The organism is Amphibacillus sp. MSJ-3 (assembly GCF_018919165.1).
Classification (GTDB): domain Bacteria; phylum Bacillota; class Bacilli; order Bacillales; family Amphibacillaceae; genus Amphibacillus.
Genome location: NZ_JAHLQM010000028.1, coordinates 1 through 23028, shown reverse-complemented (window position 1 = coordinate 23028; position 23028 = coordinate 1). Strand labels below are relative to the sequence as shown.

At 36.0% G+C, this 23028-nt stretch carries 21 protein-coding genes and 1 riboswitch; all 21 genes read right to left on the bottom strand.

What is annotated here, in order from left to right; translation table 11 throughout:
• Positions 1-280: 280 nt before the first annotated feature.
• Entirely contained in the window at positions 281-973 is a 693-nt protein-coding gene (mtnN, locus tag KQI76_RS09105; RefSeq protein WP_216400017.1) for a 5'-methylthioadenosine/S-adenosylhomocysteine nucleosidase, read from the bottom strand.
• 36 nt (positions 974-1009) lie between these two features.
• The gene (locus tag KQI76_RS09100) at positions 1010-1669 is read right to left on the bottom strand and encodes a YrrS family protein (RefSeq protein WP_216400004.1); all 660 of its coding nucleotides are present in this window, start codon (positions 1667-1669) and stop codon (positions 1010-1012) included.
• 106 nt (positions 1670-1775) lie between these two features.
• Positions 1776-2252 (bottom strand): transcription elongation factor GreA, encoded by a 477-nt coding sequence (greA, locus tag KQI76_RS09095; RefSeq protein ID WP_216400003.1) that lies wholly within the window; start codon positions 2250-2252, stop codon positions 1776-1778.
• 227 nt (positions 2253-2479) lie between these two features.
• Entirely contained in the window at positions 2480-3130 is a 651-nt protein-coding gene (udk, locus tag KQI76_RS09090) for a uridine kinase (RefSeq protein ID WP_216400002.1), read from the bottom strand.
• Positions 3123-3779 carry an O-methyltransferase gene (locus KQI76_RS09085; protein WP_216400001.1) on the bottom strand — a complete coding sequence of 219 codons (657 nt, stop codon included), beginning with the start codon at positions 3777-3779 and terminating at the stop codon, positions 3123-3125. Before KQI76_RS09085 ends, udk begins: the two co-directional genes overlap by 8 nt.
• An 82-nt stretch (positions 3780-3861) precedes the next feature.
• On the bottom strand, positions 3862-5088 hold the full coding sequence (mltG, locus tag KQI76_RS09080) for an endolytic transglycosylase MltG (RefSeq protein WP_216400000.1): 1227 nt from the start codon (positions 5086-5088) through the stop codon (positions 3862-3864).
• A 373-nt stretch (positions 5089-5461) separates the two neighbouring features.
• Positions 5462-6748: a glutamate-1-semialdehyde 2,1-aminomutase gene (gene hemL, locus KQI76_RS09075; RefSeq protein ID WP_216399999.1), complete on the bottom strand. Its 1287-nt coding sequence runs from the start codon at positions 6746-6748 to the stop codon at positions 5462-5464.
• On the bottom strand, positions 6745-7737 hold the full coding sequence (gene hemB, locus KQI76_RS09070) for a porphobilinogen synthase (RefSeq protein WP_216399998.1): 993 nt from the start codon (positions 7735-7737) through the stop codon (positions 6745-6747). Before hemB ends, hemL begins: the two co-directional genes overlap by 4 nt.
• Entirely contained in the window at positions 7734-8516 is a 783-nt protein-coding gene (locus tag KQI76_RS09065; protein WP_216399997.1) for a uroporphyrinogen-III synthase, read from the bottom strand. Before KQI76_RS09065 ends, hemB begins: the two co-directional genes overlap by 4 nt.
• Entirely contained in the window at positions 8516-9442 is a 927-nt protein-coding gene (gene hemC / locus KQI76_RS09060) for a hydroxymethylbilane synthase (RefSeq protein WP_216399996.1), read from the bottom strand. Before hemC ends, KQI76_RS09065 begins: the two co-directional genes overlap by 1 nt.
• A 70-nt stretch (positions 9443-9512) precedes the next feature.
• The gene (hemA, locus tag KQI76_RS09055) at positions 9513-10781 is read right to left on the bottom strand and encodes a glutamyl-tRNA reductase (protein ID WP_216399995.1); all 1269 of its coding nucleotides are present in this window, start codon (positions 10779-10781) and stop codon (positions 9513-9515) included.
• A 346-nt stretch (positions 10782-11127) separates the two neighbouring features.
• The gene (locus KQI76_RS09050; protein WP_216399994.1) at positions 11128-11811 is read right to left on the bottom strand and encodes an NAD(P)-binding protein; all 684 of its coding nucleotides are present in this window, start codon (positions 11809-11811) and stop codon (positions 11128-11130) included.
• Positions 11812-11889: 78 nt separating this feature from the next.
• Positions 11890-13614, bottom strand: a complete 1725-nt coding sequence (gene cysI / locus KQI76_RS09045) for an assimilatory sulfite reductase (NADPH) hemoprotein subunit (RefSeq protein ID WP_216399993.1) — start codon at positions 13612-13614, stop codon at positions 11890-11892.
• 34 nt (positions 13615-13648) lie between these two features.
• The gene (locus KQI76_RS09040; protein ID WP_216399992.1) at positions 13649-15472 is read right to left on the bottom strand and encodes an assimilatory sulfite reductase (NADPH) flavoprotein subunit; all 1824 of its coding nucleotides are present in this window, start codon (positions 15470-15472) and stop codon (positions 13649-13651) included.
• Between the two features lie 35 nt (positions 15473-15507).
• Positions 15508-15654 (bottom strand): YezD family protein, encoded by a 147-nt coding sequence (locus KQI76_RS09035; protein WP_216399991.1) that lies wholly within the window; start codon positions 15652-15654, stop codon positions 15508-15510.
• 96 nt (positions 15655-15750) lie between these two features.
• On the bottom strand, positions 15751-16473 hold the full coding sequence (locus tag KQI76_RS09030) for a sirohydrochlorin chelatase (RefSeq protein ID WP_371817671.1): 723 nt from the start codon (positions 16471-16473) through the stop codon (positions 15751-15753).
• A 33-nt stretch (positions 16474-16506) separates the two neighbouring features.
• On the bottom strand, positions 16507-17286 hold the full coding sequence (cobA, locus tag KQI76_RS09025) for a uroporphyrinogen-III C-methyltransferase (protein ID WP_216399990.1): 780 nt from the start codon (positions 17284-17286) through the stop codon (positions 16507-16509).
• Between the two features lie 42 nt (positions 17287-17328).
• Positions 17329-18477, bottom strand: a complete 1149-nt coding sequence (gene sat / locus KQI76_RS09020) for a sulfate adenylyltransferase (protein WP_216399989.1) — start codon at positions 18475-18477, stop codon at positions 17329-17331.
• Positions 18478-18500: 23 nt separating this feature from the next.
• Positions 18501-19211, bottom strand: coding sequence for a phosphoadenylyl-sulfate reductase (locus KQI76_RS09015; RefSeq protein ID WP_216399988.1), 711 nt, complete (start codon positions 19209-19211; stop codon positions 18501-18503).
• Between the two features lie 115 nt (positions 19212-19326).
• Positions 19327-19932, bottom strand: a complete 606-nt coding sequence (gene cysC, locus KQI76_RS09010) for an adenylyl-sulfate kinase (protein WP_216399987.1) — start codon at positions 19930-19932, stop codon at positions 19327-19329.
• An 11-nt stretch (positions 19933-19943) separates the two neighbouring features.
• Positions 19944-21680: an SLC13 family permease gene (locus KQI76_RS09005; RefSeq protein ID WP_253288889.1), complete on the bottom strand. Its 1737-nt coding sequence runs from the start codon at positions 21678-21680 to the stop codon at positions 19944-19946.
• Positions 21681-22013: 333 nt separating this feature from the next.
• Positions 22014-22116, bottom strand: a riboswitch (SAM riboswitch).
• Positions 22117-23028: the final 912 nt, after the last annotated feature.

Sequence of the window (23028 nt, the reverse complement as noted above, 5' to 3'; positions counted from 1 at the left end):
GAACCTCCCGTGTATAAAGGAACGAGAGGTTCAATACCTCTAGGTCATAATCTTCAATTTTCTTTTTTAAAATTTATTAGTAATCCTAATAAAAAATGAATCCAACCAAAAAACAGGAATATTAAATATCCCACAACGATAGCTCTCCTTATTAAAGCTTTTAGCAACGATAGGTTTATTGACACCCCTGTTTTTATAGCAAAGAAAGCCAGCTTAATTTAATAATATGAATAATTATTGCAAAGTAAGATGAAGAGAGTCATGAAATGAACTTTTTTATTTATAGTTGTTCAACCACTTTAATAATCAGCTCGGCCGCATGGCTGGCAGCTTGATTAATGAATTCGTCGAATGATTGGGCTGAATCCTGCCCAGCAATATCTGATAAAGCTCGGATAACAACAAATGGTGTATCATACTGATAGCACACTTGAGCGATGGCAACGGCCTCCATTTCAACAGCAATCACATTTGGGAACCTTTCCCTAATAAAGGATACCGCTTCTGGTTTTTGAATAAATGAATCACCTGTAGCAATTAAACCTTGTTTACATTTAACCCGATTTATTGATCGAATCGATCTCTCAACGATTTGGATTAAGGTCTGATCCGCTTGATAATTCTCTGGCATTCCAGGGACTTGTCCATATTGGTAGTTAAACGCCGTTGCATCAACATCATGATGGACAACCCGATCACCTATCACAATATCACCTATCGATAAGCTCGAGTCAAGTCCACCTGCTGAACCAGTATTTATGACATAATCAGGTTCATAGTTTTGATGTAGAATTGTTGTCGCAAGAGCCGCATTCACCTTGCCAATTCCAGATTTCAACAATACAATATCTTTATTTTGTAAAGTCCCCCTGATAAAAAGGCAATTTGCCACCATCTCTTCTGACAAAATAGTCATTTTACTTTTCAATCGTTCAATTTCTTCGTCCATAGCTCCGATAATTCCAATCACAATTTTCTAATCTCCTTTATTCAGTACTCCTTGATTTTTTTAATTAAAGTTATGCATTTGATCATGAGCATAAAGCATATCTACTCGTTCTGGTTGCCAGCCTTGATATTCAATCCATGTGATATAAACTCGAAAATGCTCATCCATAGCTGAATTTGAAAAAGTGGCAATAACACTTTGTGGTCCATTACCTGAAACCCATAGGTAATACATTTCATCAACCGGGACACCTGTCGCAAGCTCAGCTGCCTTCATCATTTCTTGCCAATCCTGTGAAGTTTGTTCCCAAGTAATTTCATGTGGCTCTGTTTGCTTGGTTTGTATTGATGGCCAAGTCGACTTGTATGAAAACTCAACATTTTCTTCATCACTATCTATATATTCTATTTCTGAATTATTTGGTTCCTGACCTGTTAAATGATTATCCGAATCATCTTCCTCTTCAGCACCATTCTTATCATCATTAGTAAAATCCTCATCAGCTTCAATCTCTTGATCAGGTTCATCTTCTAAATCTGGAGTTGGTGATTCAAGATCTGGGTCTGGTTGGACATCATCAGGGCTAGAGAAAACTAAGATAGCGACAAAAATAACAATTAAAATGATACCTATAATCATAAAAATTGAAAGCCACTTCGTATTTTTTCGTCTCTTTTCAAAGCGATTTAATCTACTGTAAGATCGTTGTTCATTATCCATAAATAAAACGCTCCTCTCTATCGCACAGACTTTTCATAACAAGAAAATCGTTTTAAAAGATATCAATTAACAATAAAAGTGACGATAAAATTTCGTCACTTTTCAATTAACTTACTGTAATTATTTTCACTAACATATCCCCACCTGGCGTCGGAACAGTCACCTCTTGACCTACCTCATGACCAATTAAACTTTTAGCAATTGGTGAATCGTTTGAGATTTTCCCTTCAAAAGGATCAGCTTCAGCACTACCTACAATCGTATATTTCTCCTCATCACCATCAGGTAACTCTTTGAAAGTAACTGTTTTTCCCAAAGCAACAACATTTGGATTTGTTTGATCGCTTTCAATTATTTCCGCATTGCGAATCATCATTTCAACTTGTGAAATGCGTGATTCAACAAAAGCTTGCTCATCTTTCGCTGCATCATATTCGGAATTTTCAGATAGGTCCCCAAAATCACGAGCGATTTTAATTCGTTCAACAACTTCAGGACGTCTAACTGTTATTAAATGTTCTAATTCTTCAACTAATTTTTCTTTACCTTCTTTTGTCATGTAATAGCTTTTATCTACAGCCATTTACTACACTCCTTTTCACACATTACCTTCATATATTTATTGATATTAATATTCGATTGTTAACATATCTATGCTCATCATTATAAAATGATAGTAAAGGTTTGCCAACATACTTAAAGAATACTATGGCAGATATTGCGTTAATTTTCAATAGTTAATTTAACATAATTTAAGATGAAATATTTATTCAAGTCTTTACATTCACTTTTGACCGTTAATCCTTGCAGTTAAGAGCGAAGGTATTTTTCCTTCCTGGATAGAATTTGCTCAACCTTAGTTGCCAGAATATCAATGGCAACATGATTTTCTCCACCTTCAGGGATAATAATATCAGCATATCGCTTGGTTGGCTCGACGAATTGTAAGTGCATTGGGCGAACTACATTTAAATATTGTTCAATCACAGAATCAATTGTTCGACCACGTTCATTTATATCACGATACAAACGACGAATAATTCGTAAATCCGGATCTGTATCAACGAATACTTTAATATCCATCATTTCAACTAACCTTAAATCCTCAAGAATTAAAACGCCCTCTACAATAATAACTTCTTTGGGTTCAACATGAATGGTTTTATTAGTTCTATTATGTTGCTTATAGTCATAGACTGGTTTTTCGATTGCTTGCTGATTGAGCAGCTTATTCAAATGTTCAATTAATAGATCATTATCAAATGCAAAAGGATGATCATAATTCGTTTTTAATCTTTCTTCAAATGATAAGTGGGATTGATCTTTATAATAAAAATCCTGTTCCATCACTAAAACAGATTTATTAGGGAATTGCTCACATATAGCTCGAGTAACTGTTGTTTTCCCTGATCCAGATCCTCCTGCAACTCCAATAATTATTGCTTTTTCATTGTTATTCATTGATTGACCCCTCTTTTACTTTTGTTGAAATCGCTATCCCATCACCAATTGGAACAAATATGGTTTGAAAATCAGAGTGATTACTAAGCCAATGATTGTATTGATTAATTTTCCCGGCTAATTTCTGCAAGCGTTTGGGCACTTGACTTGAATCGACGACACTACCATGAAATAAAATATTATCCGTAATGACAATCCCATGATCTGTTAATAAGGGCGAAAAGCAATCAAAAAACCTCTTGTACTGGCCTTTAGCAGCATCGATAAATATGGCATCATAAGGACCTTTCTCACTGATCTCTTCAACACATTCTAATGCATCTCCAGCGATTAATTCAATCTTCTTCAATCGATCATATTGTTCAAAATGAAATTTTGCCCGTTGTATTCTATCATGATCGCGCTCAACAGTTACCACTGTAGTATTTGGGACTGCATCAATCATCTGTAAGGCTGAATAGCCAATTGCCGTCCCTATTTCCAAAATATGCTTTGGTTGTTGGATTCTAAGGATTTGTTTCAAAAAATCAATACCCGATCGCTCCATAATTGGTACCTTATCTCGATTTGCTTCTTCTTCGATTTTAAGAAGCCATTCTATTGATGGCTTCTGTAATCCGCTTAAATATTGATTGATCTTCTCGTTCATATTTAACAAACACTCCAATATAAATCAATTTAATTAATCATATAGAAAATCAGGGATAAGCATATGCTTGTCCCTGATTATATTATTGGACATCACGATCTAAGTAGCGATTAGCTAATTCACGATGTTCTTCAAAAGTTTCTGCGTAATGGATTTCACCATTAGGCTCAGCCACAAAGAACAAGTAATTTGTTTCTGCTGGCTCGAATACTGCATTTAATGAGCTAACTCCAAAATTAGAAATAGGTCCAATCGGCAAACCATAAATATAATAGGTATTATATGGTGACTCAATCTCTAAATCACTAAACAGCACTCGACTTTTGTGTTCACCAAGAGCATATAGTACAGTTGGATCCGTTTCTAAGCGCATTCCTTCTTCAAGTCGATTATAAAATACACCTGAAATAAGTTTTCTTTCTTCTTCATCTCTTGCTTCACGCTCTACCAAAGAAGCAAAGGTCATGACGTCGTGGATTGAAAAGTCATCTAGTTCATCAATTCTAGAATAATAATCTTCTAATACATCATTGGTTTTATCAAGCATCGCTTTAACAAGCGTATCAATTTCAGGGTTTTCATCATAAATAGGATATGTTGCAGCAAATAAATACCCTTCTAATGGATAGCGAATATCTTCTTGTAAGATTTCCTCTGACAAGAGGTTTGGATAAAGTCCAATTAGCTCTCTAATATATTCTTCATCCTTCATTAATTCTAGAAATTCATCTGGATCAATATTAATATTCTTTTCAAATAATTCAGCGATTTCCACAATTGTTCTTCCCTCTGGAATTGTGATTGTAAATAACGATTCACGTGCAACGCTTCCAGTTTGGAGCGTCTCTGATATCTCTTCTAAAGTCATTGATGGAGACAAATCATATTCTCCAGCTTGGAAATCGGCATAATTATTGACTTTAATATAAAGACGATACATCAACCCATTATTCACAATCCCTTCTTCCTCTAGGATATTGGCAATTGTGGTAGATGATGAGCCTAGCGGGATTTCAACTCCAATAAGGTCATGATTATTAGGATCAACTGGTGATAAACCGTCTTTCACAAAATCATACAAAGATTTCCCTACGTAGATCATGATAACTGTCATTAAAACAATAAAGACAAAAACAATTTTTCTAACAACACTTGCATCACGACAACGTTGAATAAATCGTTCTGTACGATTCTGTTTAAATTGATTTTTATTCGATTGTTTATCTTCCACATCAGGTGATCGATTAATTTTTTTGGTTTGTTTATTATCATTAGTCATTTGATTTTTATCATTCTTTGAATCGGACATTTATCGACATCCTCCTCTCACCCGATACATTATACTACAAATAGGTGGCAGATATCTACTTGATTTAAATATTTCTCATTAAAAGAGGATTCGATTTAATAATAACTTACTTTTTAGCCTTAATTTTCATCATCAAATTAGATGTAAATTGATTGTGTGAAAACCTAGGGCAGTCAAATCTGCTACTTAAGCAGAAAGTTATTCCGAGGAAAATCTATAAGCATTCTATTGATGGACTAATATTTTCTTTAGTATCTAATGAGATAAATATATGGAATACAGCTATGGACAAGGTGAACTTTCAGTTGGTATAAATATTCACGTTCAGTTACAATCGAGTATAAAAAAGTGCATATCCAATTTTAAATTATTTTTATTTTAATGATGCAAAAACTTTTTCAACAGCTGAAATTGTCTGATTGATATCCTCTTCTGTATGAGCAGTTGACATAAATAGTCCTTCAAATGGTGACGGTGGCAAATATATGCCTTCTCGAAGCATCCCCTTATAATAAGCTGTAAAGCGCTCTGAATTCGATCTTTGCGCTGTATCGTAATTGGTAACTGACTGTTCAGAAAAGAAAAAGCTAACCATTGAACCAACTCGATTTATTTGTAAAGGAATTTTATATTTATCTGCAACATCACGATATCCAGCTACAAGTTGGTCAACCCTTCGATTCATCACATCATAAGCAGATTGGTCAAGCAGACATAATGTTTCATAACCCGCAGTCATTGCTAAAGGATTTCCAGACAGTGTCCCGGCTTGGTAGATCGGTCCAGCTGGAGCAACATGCTCCATTATTTCTTTTTTTCCACCATAAGCCCCAACAGGCAACCCACCACCAATCACCTTACCTAAGCAAGTTAAGTCTGGTATGACCTTATAAAATCCTTGTGCACAATCATAACCAACACGAAATCCAGTCATAACTTCATCAAATATTAGTAATGAACCATTTTCCTTAGTTATTGCTCGAAGTTCCTGTAAAAACCCTTTAGCAGGTGGAATAATTCCCATATTCCCTGAAACAGGTTCAACAATAATAGCAGCAATGTTCTTCCCGTATTGATGAAAAGCCTGACGAACACTCTCCCTATCGTTATATGGCACAATCACTGTATTTTCCGCAACAGATTTAGGTACACCAGGGCTATCTGGTAATCCTAAGGTCGCAACACCTGATCCCACTTTAATTAGTAAAGAGTCGCTATGTCCGTGATAATTCCCTTCAAACTTCAAAATAATGTCCCGACCTGTATATCCACGTGCGATTCGAATAGCACTCATCGTCGCTTCCGTCCCCGAATTCACCATTCGCACCATATCAATTGAAGGTACTCGATCAATAATAAGTTGTGCTAACATATTTTCAGCAATTGTTGGTGCACCAAAGCTCGTTCCTTTCTCGATTACTTCTTTTAACTTACCAACAACTTGTTTGTGAGCATGCCCCAAAATAAGTGGTCCCCAACTTAAGACATAATCAATATATTCTTTTCCATCAATATCATTTATTCTAGAACCTTGACCATGTTCGATAAATACAGGTGAAAGTCCAACAGCCTGACATGAACGGACAGGAGAATTTACACCACCAGGCATTAACTGGATTGCTTCTTGATAGGCTACTTTTGATTTACTTAATTGACTCATAAATGATCTCTCCGTTTTTTTAACCATTTAGCTAAGTCCTTAGCAAAATAGGTGATAATCAAGTCTGCTCCTGCTCGTTTCATTGCTATCATCTGTTCCAATACAATTGCTTGTTCATCTATCCAACCATTGATTGCCGCTGCCTTGATCATCGTATATTCCCCACTTACATTGTAAGCAACAAGTGGAGTATTAATTTTATTTCTAATCTCCCTCATAATATCCAAATATGCTAATGCTGGTTTAACAATGATGAGGTCTGTCCCTTCCTCTATATCAGACTCCACTTCTCGAAGTGCTTCTAAACGGTTAGCTGGATCCATTTGATAAGATAGACGATTACCAAATTGAGGACTACTGTTAGCCGCTTCACGAAATGGTCCATAAAAGGCCGATGCGTATTTTACTGAATAAGACATAATTGGCACATCCAGAAAGCCAGCATCATCCAATCCTTTTCGGATCGCTGCTACACAACCATCCATCATATTTGATGGAGCAATTATATCTGCCCCAGCCTGTGCTTGTGAAATAGCTGCTTTCACGTATAAGATTAATGATGAATCATTAATCACTCCAAATTTATCTACAATGCCACAATGTCCATGGGAAGTATATTCACATAAACATGTATCAGAAATGACAAGCAATTCTGGAGCTAAATCTTTTATCTGTCTAATCGCTCTTTGAACAATCCCTTGATGACAATAGGCACCTGAGCCTTCAGGATCTTTTTCCTTAGGTATCCCAAATAGCATAACTGCCTTGATACCTAAATCAATCAGTTCAGCGATCTCGGTTACAAGATAATCAATTGATAATTGATAGACTCCTGGCATTGAGGCTACCTCTTGCTTTATCTGCTCGCCCTCAATAATAAAAAGCGGATAGATTAAATCATCGGTGGTTAATTTCGTTTCACTTACAAGTGCCCGTATGCTTGCTGTTGAGCGTAGGCGTCGATGGCGTTTAAATGATAATTTGTTCATTTACAATCCCCTTCCTCCCATGCAATATGATCACTCATCCTAGCAATCATCCCTTCAATTGTGAAATATTTAGGAATCAATAGATTTCTCAAACCCTTTTCAGATGCTCTTCGTGCTGTTGACGTTCCAATACAAACAATATTCATTTCCGTTATTTTCTGTCCATGGTTACTTAAAGTATAAAATGCATCTACTATAGATGGACTTGTTAATGTAATATAATCAATTTTTCCACTTGCTAGTTTCTCATTTAACAGATCACCATTTTCTATATTGATAAATGTTCGGTATACAGTTAAACTATCAAATTCAACGCTAGCCCTTAGCAATGCTTGTGGTAAGATCGGACTTGATTGTTCTCCTCTTATGAGTAAAACAGAAAATTTGGGATCATATTTTTTTAGAAATTCTTTTGCCATTGTTTTAGCATTATAAGTCCTTGGTATAAATCTTGCTTGATAACCATAGGATCGCAATACTTCGCCTGTTTTTCTACCAACAACGGCAAAATTTTTATCAGCTAAATCTTGTCTAGTAAAATAACTTGACCAAAGTTCAAAAAAATACCGAATACCATTTGCGCTTGTAAAAAATAACCATTCATAATTTTGAATATTATCAAAAATCTTATAATGATTCCCGTCAGTGACACGACTTACTTTCAATAAAGGGACCTGTTCAGGATGCCCACCAAAACGTTTGATTTTTTCGGCAAATAAATGGGCCTGTCCTGCTTCACGAGTAACCAATACAGTCTTATTTTGTAAATCGATCCCCATCAACGATTCAACTCCGCCCTTGTTGATTGAATCAAATCTAACGCGCCTTGTTTCTTTAATTGATTAGCAACAGACTGGGCAAGCTTCTGCGGGTCTTTCCCAGCCCCCCGATAGTCAATCGTTTTTTTTCCATCAAATGATAAAATTGTACTGTGAAGGATAATTTCATCAGCTTCAATCAGAGCATAACCACCGATCGCGGCTTTTTCACCGTCATCAAATTGATTTAGAAATAAACGTTCAGTAAACACCGCTCGTTCACTTTCCAGATCTGTAATCTGGCGAAAGATATCATGTAATTCTTGATCATCCGTTCGACATTCAATAGCAAGGGCACCTTGTCCAAATGCTGGCATAAAACTCTCAGGCGAAAGATATTCTGTAATCAAATCTTCAGCTAGACCAAGTCTCTTAATGCCAGCAACTGCTAAAATAATCGCGTCAAAGTCCCCATTGTTTAACTGTTCAATTCTTGAGTCAATCGAACCACGAATCCATTTAACCTGGAGATCGGGTCGCTGTGCAAGTAGTTGCGCTGATCTACGTAAACTACTTGTACCGATTACGGCTCCAGAAGGAAGGTCCCTTAATTTCACATGATGATTAGCCAAAAAGGCATCACGGAAATCCTCTCGTTCTGGGATAGATGCAATCATTAAGCCTGGGGGCAATTGTAAAGGAACGTCTTTTAAGCTGTGGACAGCAAAGTCAATTTCCCGAACAATTAATTGAGTTTCAATTTCTTGCAAAAAGGCGTTTCCACCTAACTTTGTTAATGGTAAACTTAAAACTTTATCACCCCTTGTCTCGATTTCCTTTATTTTAATTGGATTAGGAATACCAGCTTTTTTTATCATATCAATGACTCTATTTGTCTGAATAAGTGCTAGCTTACTTTTCCTTGTACCAACAATGAGTTCACGCATCTTTATTCACCTCTAATCAGATGATTCCTTTTTAACAATCTAATCGATTTTGATTAAGACCTTACCCTACTTATCTCAGTGTTTGATCATTTAGTCCAAACATTAAGCAAGCCATTTCTAACCGATCTTCTTCACTTCCAACATCCTTTAGATAATGGATTGGCTCATTCAACAATTGGTGAACAATGCTTTTGGTATGTTTCTTCAAAACTTTCATTTCCCTTTCAGATAAATCAGGTACTTTACGATAAATACTTTCCAATGTCGTTTCTTGAATCAACTTTCCCTTTGCTTGTAATGCCTCGATTACCGGAATAGCAGCTAATCGTTCTAACCATTGTTGAAAAGAGGTAACTTCAGTTTCTATTTGTTGGTAAAGAGAATAGGCTATTTTCTCCCGTATTTTTAAATTTTTATTGACGACTCTATGTAAATCATCAATATTATATAAATACACACCATTTAATTCACAAACTCTATAATCAATATCTCTTGGAACTGCTAGATCAATCAATAATAAAGGTATCCCTTTACGTTCGATCAGAATCCTATCCAACATTTTTCTTGTTAAAACGGGTGTTGGTGCTCTTGTTGAACTAATTAATATATTTATCTTCGTTAAAGTTCTAGGTAATTCTTCAATCGGTACTGCCTGTGCAGAATATTTATGTGCCAACTTGGCTGCCCGTTCAAATGTCCTGTTAACAATGGTAATCTGTGACACACCACTTCCTTGTAAATTCTTCAATGTCAATTCACTCGTACTTCCAGCACCTAAAATAGCGACGTGTTTACCCTGTAAATTACCATAGACTTTTTTGGATAGCTCTATAGCGGCATAACTTACCGATACAGCACGCCTTCCAATTCCTGTATTGTGATGTGCCTTTTTGGCAAAAGTGATCACTCTTTTAAATAATTCGTTAAAGATTTTTCGACTTACTTTTATTTCCTGAGCAGTAAAGAATGCACGCTTAACTTGACCCAGTATTTGTGTTTCTCCAATAATCATTGAATCTAATCCTACAGCCAATTTAAATAAATGTTCAAGAGCTTTTTCATCTTTTAAAGATGAGAAAAGTAATGTAATTTCATTAAATGATAGTTGAAACCAGTCCGCTAGAAATTGCTTAATAGAAAGAATTGCAACATGGCTATTTGCTGTTACTACATATATTTCTACTCGATTACAAGTCGATATAATAACATTTTCATCTATTTCATCATATTCTTGTAGTGACAACATGGCCTGTTTAATCGATTCTTCTGTAAAGTTAAACCTTTCTCTTATCTCTAAAGAAGCAATTTGATGACTGACACCAACTTGAATGATATGCATACAATTTCTCCTTATGGCTTTTGTCATTAACACATCAATCTTTCTACTCACTTAAATTTATCGCAGTGCAACTGTCAGTAAGACTCCCACTCCAAGCATTCGAAGAAAACTTAAAATTGTTAGTGGGAAGTCAACTGACAGTAACGGCCTGATTCGTTTCTCTACCAATCGTTGTGTTTTAGAGAACCCTTATTATTAAATGCTAAATCCTAGGACACAAACCTCCCATGAAGCTATTGATCAATTAAGTAAAACTAACTTCGGTTATTCTTAAATAGCTAGGATTGTTCTCAAGATAAGAAATTAATTGGATTTGGACCCAGATGTTCTCCATATAAAAACATATTCACATATGATACTCATCTCTTCGATCTTCGGATTGCTTCATTGTTATTAATTCAAATGAATACTGTTGATTGATTGCATCAGTGAGAAGTTCTAGGTATTCCTTTTGTTTTCTTTTTGATCGTCTATAACTATCTTCTGTAATAGCTTTAAGCAACTGCTTTTTTTGATCTTGACTGAAATGAAATTGTTTTATTAACTCTCTTGCCCTAGCTAAAAACACCAAGTAGTCATGGTATGATTCATCATAAATCTCAGCTAGCTGATCACGAATTGCTCTTGCTAGTATTGGACTTGCCCCACCAGTTGCCACACTTATCGTTAAGTTACCCCTGTATAATTTTGCAGGAATATGAAAAAGACTCAATTCATGATTATCAACAACATTCACGAGTTGATTAGTTCCAGCAGATAATCTAACAGCTTCATTTACCTTTCTATTATTTGTTGCCGCTATGACAAGCAACGCATCGGTAAGATCGCCAGCCTCAAATAATTTATTTTTCCAAATAATTTGGTTTTCCCTTATCAAACTTTCAATTTTCTCATGAATCATTGGGCTAATAATTGTTATACGGGCGCCAACTTGCAACAATTCGACTAATTTACGATAAGCAACCTGGCCACCTCCCACAATAACAACATCCCTATTCTTCATATTCAACATAATTGGATATATTCCCATAGTCTGACCCACCTACCCGTACTGACTTCATAGTGGAGAAGCTACCTAACTTTGCTGCCTATTATAATGTTCACCTTATTAATCATGAAAGTCTAATCCGGAGCGAACAGCTTTTACATGACCCACCCGAATAACAAAATCACCAAAATGCTCATTTTCCTCTTTCTCTTTTGCATATTGGAAAAGAAGTGGTTTAAGCGATGCTAAGATTTCTTCTTCACCTATATTCTCTTTGTACAACTTACTCAACCGATCACCTACAAAGCTGCCACCTAAATACATATTATATTTCCCTGGTCCTTTTCCAATAAAGCCAATTTCGGCTAAAGCTGGTCGTGAACAACCGTTAGGACAACCCGACATACGGATAACAATCTCCTGTTCGCGTAATCCCGCTTCATCAATGATCAATTCAATTTTATCTATTAATGATGGAAGGTAACGTTCTGCCTCGGCCATCGCCAAGCCACATGTTGGAAAAGCAACACATGCCATCGAGTTTCTTCGTAAGGCAGAATGCTGTTCACCTGCAGTAATCATATATTGCTTGATTAACTTTTCGATTTCTTGTTTTTTATCATCTGTAACATTACTAATCATTAAATTCTGATTTGGGGTTAAGCGGAAATCACCTGTATGAATTTTTGCAATTTCCCTTAAGCCTGTCATTAGCGGATAATCGGCTTGATCTTTAATCCGCCCGTTTTGAATAAAGAGTGTAAAATGCCAGTGATTATTGTTTCCCTTTATCCAACCATATCGATCACCGTTATGATCAAATTGATAATCATGTGCCTCAGCAAGTTCCCATCCTAAGCGATCGTTCAATTCTTTAATAAGCCAATCTAACCCTCGTTTATCAATTGTGTATTTAAAACGAGCATTTTTTCGGATCGACCTATTTCCATAATCACGTTGAATCGTTATTACCTTTTTCGCAACATCGAGAAGTTGATCTGGTCTACAAAAACCGATCACTCTTCCTATTTGTGGATATGTTGCTGTATCTCCATGAGTCATGCCCATCCCACCGCCAACACTTATATTAAAGCCGATCAGTTGGTCCTTTTTGGTAATTGCAATAAAACCTAGATCCTGTGAAAAAACATCAATATCATTATTAGGTGGAACGGCAATCCCAATTTTGAATTTACGTGGTAAATAAAGCTTTCCATATAGAGGTTCTGTCTCTTCCTCTGTTTTTTTACTATCAACTACCTTCTTACCATCAAGCCAAATTTCATGGTAGGCATTCGTTTGTGGTGAAAGATCAGCACTCAATTTCTGAGCCCAATGATAAACTTCGCTATGAATCTCCGATTGATAAGGGTTTGGATTACACATCACATTCCGATTGACATCTCCACAGGCTGCAAGTGTATCCATCAATGCTTTATTTATTTCCTGAATACTCTTCTTCATATTCCACTTTAATATGCCATGCATTTGAAATGCTTGACGAGTCGTTAAACGTAATGTACCATTACCATATTTATTAGCTAGTTTATCCATTACAAGCCATTGTTCTGAACTTGCAACACCTCCTGGAGCACGGACTCTAACCATAAATTGATAGGCCGGTTCTAACTTTTGCCGACGGCGCTCATTTCGTAAATCACGATCATCTTGTAAATAACTACCGTGAAACTTCATCAATCGATTATCATCATCTGGTATTCCAGCACTGATTGGGTTTTCTAGTGTTTCAGCAAGTGAACCTCGTAAATAATTACTTTCATCTTTAATTCGTTCTACATCACTAGGTGTTCCAGATTGTGGTGGTAAAGTTATCCTTTTTGTCATTTTAAAACCCCTTATCTAATTTTTTGAAGTATATTTAATAAACATCGCGCTGATAGCGTTTTTCCTTTTGCATTTCCATTAAATATTCCTCCGCTTCAAGTTGGCTTATCCCTCCTTCCTGTTCAAGAATAGTAATTAAGGTCTGATGGACATCTGTAGCCATATGTTTTTCATCTCCACAAACATAAATAACAGCTCCTTTGCAAATCCATTCATAGATGGCCTTACTATTTTCAATCATTCGATGTTGTACATATATCTTTTCTTCACTATCACGGGAAAAAGCAAGATCTATTCGAGTCAATGTTCCATTATCAAGCCACTGTTGCCATTCAATTTGATAAAGAAAATCTGTCACATAATGTTGGTCACCAAAAAACAACCATGTTTCACCTTCACAATTCAACTCTTCTCGTTCCTCTAAAAATGCTCTAAATGGTGCAACTCCAGTTCCAGGCCCTATCATAATCAATGGTGTTTTGGGATCAGCTGGTAATTTAAAATTATCATTCTGTTGAATATAGACAGATAAATGCTCGCCAATCTGTTTATTTTCAGCACATTCATATGAACAAACACCCATTCGATCACGACCATGGGCATGGTAGCGGACAGTACCAATGGTAAGATGTATTTCCTCGGGATTAGCTCTTAAACTACTAGCAATTGAATACAAACGAGCTGGTATTTTACGTAGAACTTTAACAAATTCACTAGCTTCAACCTGCCAAGGTGAAAAATCCTCTACTAGATCTAGTAAATCACGCCCATAAAGATATGCACTTAATTCTTGATCTGATCTTAATCGTTCTTCCAATCTACTATCAGTAGTAAATGCAGCCATCTTCTGTAATAAAGGTTTGGTAAGCACAGTAATTTCAAATTCAGAAATTAATGCATCACGTAGTGGTAAAAGATCCCCCTGTTTATTTATTGGAACAGGTTCTTCTTTATCCCAATTCATTTTTTCAATTAATTGATCAACTAACTCGGGTGGATTCTCTGGATAGATCCCTAAGCAATCTCCAGGTTCAAAATGAAAATTAGCACCTTCAATCGATAACACGAGATGACGCGTTTCTTTATTTGAGCCACGACCATTTAAATTTATATTTTCCAAAATCTCTGCTTGAAATGGATTTTTCCGTGAATATACCGGTTGATTTGAGATAGTAGAATGATTTACTGACTGTTCAACTTGAGGTGTTGCTTGATTTCTTTGTTCATTTAATTTTGCTTCGATACGATTAAACCAATCTGTCGCCAATTCATCAAAGTCTAAATCACAGTCTACACGTGGACAAATTTGGTTAGCGCCTAACTCAAGTAACCGTTGATCAATTTCCTTACCTGTTTGACAGAAAAACTCATATGAGCTATCTCCTAAAGATAATACGGAGAAATTTAGCTTTTCAAGTTTGGGTGCCCGATGACTTAAAAGAAATTCATAAAAAGGGATAGCATTGTCTGGCGGTTCTCCCTCTCCGTGTGTGCTGACTATTATAAGTAAGTTTTCTATTTTCTTAAGAGTATTCAATTTAAAATTACTCATTGAAAAAAGGTTTATCTTTAACCCATCCCTAGCTAGCTTTTCAGAAAACTCCTCTGCCAACCCCTGGCTGTTACCAGTTTGTGAACCATAAAGAATAGTCAGTTCCTGATTAACATCCTTATCGTTAGAAGTTGGTTTCTCTAGTAACGCCACACCACCTGATGAATGATCTAATTCTGTGTCTTGAACCGCACTTAAATAGCCTCCTAACCAAATACGTTGCCTAGTTGATAACACTGGTAAAAGTTGATTTAGAAGATCTACCTGCTCTTGATTAAACGGACTATTCATTACATGAAATTGCAATGATGATCACCTCACTATCTATAATTCCATTCATTTTATTTCAATCTAATCTTTTCATTCTTTTCAATTTGAACAACATGCTTATCTTGAATAATCAAAGTCACTGAGCCATAGCTCATCGAATCTAACATTTCTTTAATTTTTTCAAGTGATAACTCAATATTTTCCGAGCGATTTCCCATTGTCGTTATCCATCCTTTCAAATTAGCCATTATCTAAATAAATTTTTACAGAGCATTTGGTTTCTGCCGTTTGAAATTCACCTTTTTATAGTTGATTCAATACAGATGTCCTAATACTCCGTCTATTCTTTCTAAAAGTACCTTTTGCATATTTTTATGATAGCCAAGGTTTTCACATAAAATTAATGTCTGATCAGCCGTCGATTGTTTTACAATTTTACTTGTGATCTCATTCATCAAGAGACCTGAGAATAATAAGTAAGGAATAACAAATATCTGTTTTAAATCCTTCTTTTGTAATGTCTTTAGTGCTTCATTAAAACTTGGCTTGGCACCATATAAAAAACAAACATCGACTTGTTTTATGGCGTATTTATCACTAAGCTGTTTAGCAATTTCGAGTAAATCATGTTTTACCGCCGGATCACTACTTCCTCTCCCAACAAGTAAAACAGAGGTACGTTCATCGATAGCTCTATCTTGTTCAAGGATTCGATCATAGAGACTATCAATAATCTTTGAATGGATACCAAAGGGCTTTCCATAAATGAATTTGACCTCTGGATACCGAGCCTTCCCAGCTTCAATTTCCAATGGAATATCTTTTTTTACATGATGTGCACTCAATAATAAAACAGGGACAATAGCAATACTTGTGGCGCCGCGGGCTACACAATTTGCAATTCCTTCAGCAATGGTTGGTGAGACTAATTCCAAAAAACATATTTCCTGAATGGGAATACTTATCTTAGATTTAACTTGTTTAATAAATAAGTTAGCTTCTTCAATCCCCTCTTTAACCCGACTGCCATGACCAATATATAAAATTGCTTGTATGGTAGAGCCCCCCTTTTAAGTAGATGCTTTCTGTACCAATGCCCCATTCAATTGGGACTCATTAAACCATTGAAGCTTTTCTCTAAATCTGACAACTTCACCTACGATAATCATGCTTGGATTTTCAATATTTGATTTTCTCGCAAGCTCAACAATTAACGATAATGTTCCAGTAATTGTATGTTGCTTTGTCGTTGTCCCCCAATGGATAATTGCTACAGGAGTATCAGGAGATCGACCAAAGCTTATGAGTTGTTTACAGATATAAGGTAAATTACTAATTCCCATATAAATTGCTAGTGTATCAATCCCTTTAGCAAGACTTTTCCAATCCAGTGGGTCTTGTTCGCCTGGTTGATGGTGACATGTTATCATTGCAAAACTAGAACTAATCCCACGATTGGTAACTGGAATACCTGCATATGCTGGTACCGCAATCCCAGAAGTGATGCCTGGAACAATTTCAAAGGAAACCCCATTATCTACAAGTGCGGCTGCCTCCTCACCGCCCCTCCCAAAAATAAATGGATCTCCGCCTTTTAAACGGATAACATCTTTTCCCTGTTTCGCATATTTAATTAAAAGTTGATTAATCTTTTCTTGAGTCATTATATGAAATCCTGGACGCTTGCCACAGTAGATTAATTGCACATTTTCTTTGGCATAATTCAGTAGTTCTTTATTGATTAATCGATCATATAAGATGACATCGGCCTTCTCAATACACTTGAGTGCTTTTATTGTGATTAAATCAATATCACCGGGTCCTGCTCCAACTAAATAAACCTTCCCCATATACATCCTCCTGTTATGGCTAATTTCTTAGATTCTATGATGTTAAAAGTCAGTGGTTTTCTTCTGTAAACCCGATATTAATGTTTCGATAACTTCCGGCCGACTAAATGTTTTCGGTGGTTGCTCACCTACTCGCAACATTTCTCTAACCTTTGTCCCCGATAAAATTACACGTTCACTTTCATCATGCGGACATGTCTTTGTAGTCGCCATACTCTCACATTTATTGCAGTAAAAGCTATGTTCAAAAAATAATAATGCAATTCCAAGCTCATCTTCAGTAAAATGATTGAATATTTCTTGTGCTTCATACGTTCCGTAATAGTTACCAACCCCAGCGTGGTCTCGCCCGACGATAAAGTGAGTACATCCAAAATTCTTTCTAACTAGTGCATGGAAAACAGCCTCTCTCGGACCTGCATAACGCATTGCAGCTGTGAATATACCTAGCAATACATGCTCTTTCGGATAATAACTTTCGAGTAAAACTTGATAGCTTTTCATTCGTACATCCGCTGGAATATCATCTGCTTTTGTTGCGCCGACTAGTGGATTTAAAAATAAACCATCAACAATTTCTAATGCTGATTTTTGAATATATTCATGTGCGCGATGAACCGGATTTCTTGTTTGGAAACCAACAACTGTTTTCCAACCAAGCTCTTGAAACTTCTCTCTTGTTTCAATTGGATCATAACGATAGGCTCCTGAATGGCTAATCGGACGTCGAGTGATTAATGTAATGTCCCCACCTAAATATACATTAGGACGATCAAATAACTTTCTTACCCCTGGATGGTTTCGATCTGTTGTTTTATAAACATATTTAGCCTCTTTAGTTTTGTCCGGTATAAATATATCCGATACTTCCATTATTCCGTAGACAACTGCATCTTTTTCTAGTTTTACAAAACTCCCCGGCTCTATATTCTTGGCATTTTCCTCAGTAGTTGGAAGAGTAATCGGAATCGTCCATGGTTCCCCTGTCAATAATCGCATCTTTTCCACAACAGAGTGATAATCCTCTTCAGTTAAAAATCCAGTTAATGGGCTATAAGCTCCAACACCCAATAAATCTAAATCACTAATTGCTATTTCATCTAACTCTACTTTTTCAGTTATTGTTTCATAGTTAAATTTAGGATCCCAACGATTGATCAATATTCCCCCATGCGGTTGACCTAAAGTCATGTAATTCCCTCACTTTCATTTATTTAATTTCTGTGTAAGCCACATTCCGTCTTCTGCTGATTCTTCCAGCGCCCTGACCTTGAACCTGTCTTTGTGTCTCCTGGTGATGTACAGGGTACACAACCAATACTGGGATAACCTTGATCATGAAGGAAATTATAAGGTAACTGATGTTTCTTTACATAATCCCAAATATCAACCCACGACCAATAAATCAGTGGACAAACTTTAATTGATTTAAAATTTTCATCTTTGTTAATAAACTTTGTTTCACTCCTTTCTGGTGATTGTTCACGTCTCAGTCCAGACAACCAGGCAGTTGCATGTTTCAGTTCCTCTTGGAGTGGAACAATCTTTCTCATATAACAACAGCGATCTGGCTGCCTTTCCCATAATTTTTCGCCATATTTTTCAGCTTGCTCATCTACTGTCAAAGCAGGTTTTTTCATTTTTATTCTTAGCTGAGGATAACGTAGTTTTACTTCATCAATTAACGTATAGGTCTGCTTGAAATGTAATCCCGTATCAAGAAAAACAACTTTCGCCTTTGGATATATTTGTGTAATTAAATCAATCATCACCATACTTTCCACTCCAAAACTACAAGCATAAACAAGCTCATCCTTATACGTTTCATATGCCCATTTCAATACATTTAGCGCACCTTTAGAAGCGTTATCTGTCTCAAAGGTGTCTTCATAATCAAACCATGATCCATATGTTAGCTTCTCCATAAATTATTTCTCCTTTTTAACTAAAGTGATTTTTTACCAACTTTCTATACTTTATTTAAATTTTAATGAACAAAGCTTGGTATAGCTAATCTTCACGCAATGGAATTACAGTCAGTTAATCTGCGATAAAGTGATTCTTTTTTAAATAAGCGACTATATATTCAACAGAATCAGCTACACTTAATTGATCAGTATCAACAACAAGATCTGGATAATGTGGTTCTTCATAAGGTGCATCGATACCAGTAAAGTTTTTGATTTCACCTAATCTGACTTTCTGATAGAGGCCTTTCGGATCCCGTTCTTCACAAGTCTCAATCGTTGCCTTTACATAGATTTCGATAAATTCATCAGCTTCAACCAATTGCCGAACTTGATCACGATCAGCCTTGTATGGTGAGATAAAAGCTGTTAACGTAAAAAGACCTGCATCTACCATTAACTTTGCTACTTCACCTATTCTGCGAATATTCTCCTTTCGATCATCAGGACTAAATCCTAAATCCCGATTTAAACCATGCCTAATATTATCGCCATCTAATCGATAGGTTCGGATGCCTTTCTTGTGTAAGCATGCTTCAAGTGCTGCTGAAAGTGTAGACTTCCCTGAACCAGATAATCCCGTAAACCAAATAACTGCACTCCTGTGGTTGTTTAATTGATGGCGATCTTCTTTTTTGATTTTTGACTCATGCCAAGTGATATTGCCCGACTCTGTCATTATTTCCCCTCCTAAAACCATCTGTAATAGACCACACTCAAGGTTGTTACCATAACTAATAAATTAAGTGGCGTACCAACTCTAACGTAGTCGATGAATCTATAACCACCTGGACCATAAACAATCAAATTTGTTTGATATCCAATGGGTGTGATAAAACTTGCTGAAGCAGCTATTGTTATTAAGACTGCGAGTCCAATTGGATCTACATCTAATGACTTTGCAATCTCTAAACCAATAGGTAACATTAACACTGCTGCAGCGTTATTTGTTATAAATTCAGTAAATATACTCGTTAATATATACATCATAATCAGTACACCCATAGTCCCAATTGGTCTTCCAATAGCGATTAAACCACCAGCCAATAAATCTGCTAAACCCGTTTTTGTCATCGCAATACCAATTCCAAATGAACTAGCGATAATTAATAGAACATCAAAATGGATATTTTTCTTTATATCTTCAGCATCAATGAACTTCATAAGGATAAAAATTACAACTGTGAGAGCCATCGCTTTCAACATCGTCAAAAAACCTATTGTTACGAAAATAATCATTGCAATTAAGATGCCGATTGGAAACCATGATTTGAAAGAATTTTCACTTAATTGTTTTGGTGGTTCAATTCGAGATACTAAATAGAAATCATTAGATTGTTGATACTTCTCAATAAACTTGGCATCTGTTAATAACAATAATGAATCACCTGGTTTTAAGATAATATCTCCTATCTTACCTTGAATACGTTCGTTATTTCGGTGAACCGCAATCACTCCTGCATCATAATGTGAGCGAAATCGTGATTGCTTAATTGATTTTGCTATAAAACTTGATTGATGTGAAACAACAGCCTCAATTAAGTATGTGTTGCCATTCTTTAGATCTGTAAAACTTAATTCTGTCCCCGTTCTTAATTCCAACCCTTCAGTTTTTTGTAACTCTGCGATAATTGATAATTCACCCGCAAAAATTAGTCGATCACCAACCTGAATAATTGTTGTTTCCCGAACGGGTGAAATACGTTCATGTTTACGAATAATTTCAATTACATATAACCCATTCAAATCTGCTAATCCCGCTTGCCTTATACTTTTATTAAGGTGAGGGAAAGATGCCTCTACTTGTAATTCTGCTACATATTCTTTCGTGTCCTCTTTAACTTGTTGACTAAATCCTTTATGGTTTGGCAACAAACTTCTCCCAATTGTGAATAAATAAAGCAACCCTAGGACTGTAATCGGAATACCAACAACCGCTAATGAAAAAAAGGAAAATCCCTCCAACCCATAGCTCAACAACAGGCCATGAATAACAAGATTGGTAGAAGTCCCCATTATCGTCATCGTTCCTCCCAAAATCGTGGCATAAGACAATGGAATTAAGAATTTAGATGGTGCAATCCCATGTTCTTCACACCAATTTTTTATAATTGGTGTAAATGTAACAACAATCGGTGTATTATTTAGAAAAGCAGATAAAAGTGATATCGGTATTAAGAACCGTACCATTGCCCCTGGTATTGTTCGACTATTTCTTAATAAAGCTTCCACCATTTCATCAAGTTTGCCATTCTTTTGAACGACACCAGCAACGATAAATAATAAAGCAACCGTCAACATGCCTTCATTTGAGAAACCACTGAGTGCTTCTTCAGGAGTTAAAATATTAGTGATCAATAAAAGAACTAGGACAATAAAAATAATGATCCCTGGTCGAGCGACTTCTAGAATCATACAAACAAGCATGATCAGAATTAAAACAAAGACGATAATTGTTTCCAAAAAAGCCAATCCTATCATCACCTCCACCTAATATTTCCATGCCGTATAAAACAAAAAGGCACTTTTTATAATCAATCCGTTAGATTAGTTAAAAAATGCCTTTAGTTGACTAATGAGCATATATTTAATTAATAGAGTGAAACTTTACTTAGTAAGGGATTTATCCTCTACTAACCATCCGACAGTTCATCTTGTATTCTCGAAGTGGTGATCTAACAATCAGTTAAATTGCAATAAAAAACTCTCCTTAGTATAGATAAGAAGAGGCAGGGTAAGTGAAATCAATCACTTGTATTCTTCTTATCTGCTAAATGTTCATTTATTGGAATTGGCACAGTTCTATAAATAGTCTGTTGCCGAGGATTCACAGGGCCAGTCCCTCAACCTCTCTGGATAAGCTTTATATATTAAGTTGTGACCTATAATATAACATAAAAATTCCAAAGTCAATGCTTTTTCCATAATTCTTTTTATTCTTATGTGTTTACTGTGATTTATATGACCCTTCTTCCTCAAAATATAAGTTGGAAAGCTTAATTTTAAAGGATTGATGTCAGTATTTTACTAACATATGATATTTTTGTGAATTATATATAGTCGAGTAACGATAAAGTTAATTTTATAATGGAGATAGCTATGCCTATATTATATTCTTTGGGAACAAAATAAGCCCACTGATTATGGGAAAAATGACAAAAATAACAAAAGGGGGCTGAGACATAACTAGTCTCATTGAGTAAAAAATGGTTCTATTTACGGTTTTTTCGTAAATAGAACCATTTTCATTTTTGTAGTGGTTTGAATGCTTTGGATTCTTAGAGTTATTAGCCTTGAATTACCTTAAGTTCACAGCCAATAACGCAAATCCTAGTTCATTGTGTACTTTGGATTTACCTTTTTTTATTAAAAAAATCAATTTATGATCCATTATCAGGAGCACCCAGCCAGTGATTGGAAGGTCGGGTGGCGACTCCAGTGGGAACGCCACGCGTCCGAAAATCCTTATTGTGACACGGTAGTGGAGCAATAAGGAATGTTAGACTAAAACCGCCACGTCCTGTGGCAACATCTAACTGACCCACATCCTGTGCGCCCGAGGCCCTACCCGCGGAAAGCGTCCACCTAGAGTGTAAATCGCGGAGTGACTCCTCAAAAACATTTAAGAGGTGATGATTCTATTTAAATGATGATCAATCGAGTAGGAGGAGGCGGTTAGCCTCCGTCCTCTCACACCACCGTACGTACGGTTCCGTATACGGCGGTTCAATTAAGATTTATAACGCAAAAATTCATAACGGTCATGTAGACTTCG

Coding starts and splice junctions, on each gene's coding strand:
- KQI76_RS09100 (WP_216400004.1), bottom strand. CDS start 1,669: ATGGATAATGAACAACGATCTTACAGTAGATTAAATCGCTTTGAAAAG.
- greA (WP_216400003.1), bottom strand. CDS start 2,252: ATGGCTGTAGATAAAAGCTATTACATGACAAAAGAAGGTAAAGAAAAA.
- udk (WP_216400002.1), bottom strand. CDS start 3,130: ATGAATAACAATGAAAAAGCAATAATTATTGGAGTTGCAGGAGGATCT.
- KQI76_RS09085 (WP_216400001.1), bottom strand. CDS start 3,779: ATGAACGAGAAGATCAATCAATATTTAAGCGGATTACAGAAGCCATCA.
- mltG (WP_216400000.1), bottom strand. CDS start 5,088: ATGTCCGATTCAAAGAATGATAAAAATCAAATGACTAATGATAATAAA.
- hemL (WP_216399999.1), bottom strand. CDS start 6,748: ATGAGTCAATTAAGTAAATCAAAAGTAGCCTATCAAGAAGCAATCCAG.
- hemB (WP_216399998.1), bottom strand. CDS start 7,737: ATGAACAAATTATCATTTAAACGCCATCGACGCCTACGCTCAACAGCA.
- KQI76_RS09065 (WP_216399997.1), bottom strand. CDS start 8,516: ATGGGGATCGATTTACAAAATAAGACTGTATTGGTTACTCGTGAAGCA.
- hemC (WP_216399996.1), bottom strand. CDS start 9,442: ATGCGTGAACTCATTGTTGGTACAAGGAAAAGTAAGCTAGCACTTATT.
- hemA (WP_216399995.1), bottom strand. CDS start 10,781: ATGCATATCATTCAAGTTGGTGTCAGTCATCAAATTGCTTCTTTAGAG.
- KQI76_RS09050 (WP_216399994.1), bottom strand. CDS start 11,811: ATGGGAATATATCCAATTATGTTGAATATGAAGAATAGGGATGTTGTT.
- cysI (WP_216399993.1), bottom strand. CDS start 13,614: ATGACAAAAAGGATAACTTTACCACCACAATCTGGAACACCTAGTGAT.
- KQI76_RS09035 (WP_216399991.1), bottom strand. CDS start 15,654: ATGGGAAATCGCTCGGAAAATATTGAGTTATCACTTGAAAAAATTAAA.
- cobA (WP_216399990.1), bottom strand. CDS start 17,286: ATGGGGAAGGTTTATTTAGTTGGAGCAGGACCCGGTGATATTGATTTA.
- sat (WP_216399989.1), bottom strand. CDS start 18,477: ATGACTTTAGGTCAACCGCATGGGGGAATATTGATCAATCGTTGGGAT.
- KQI76_RS09015 (WP_216399988.1), bottom strand. CDS start 19,211: ATGGAGAAGCTAACATATGGATCATGGTTTGATTATGAAGACACCTTT.
- cysC (WP_216399987.1), bottom strand. CDS start 19,932: ATGACAGAGTCGGGCAATATCACTTGGCATGAGTCAAAAATCAAAAAA.
- KQI76_RS09005 (WP_253288889.1), bottom strand. CDS start 21,680: ATGCTTGTTTGTATGATTCTAGAAGTCGCTCGACCAGGGATCATTATT.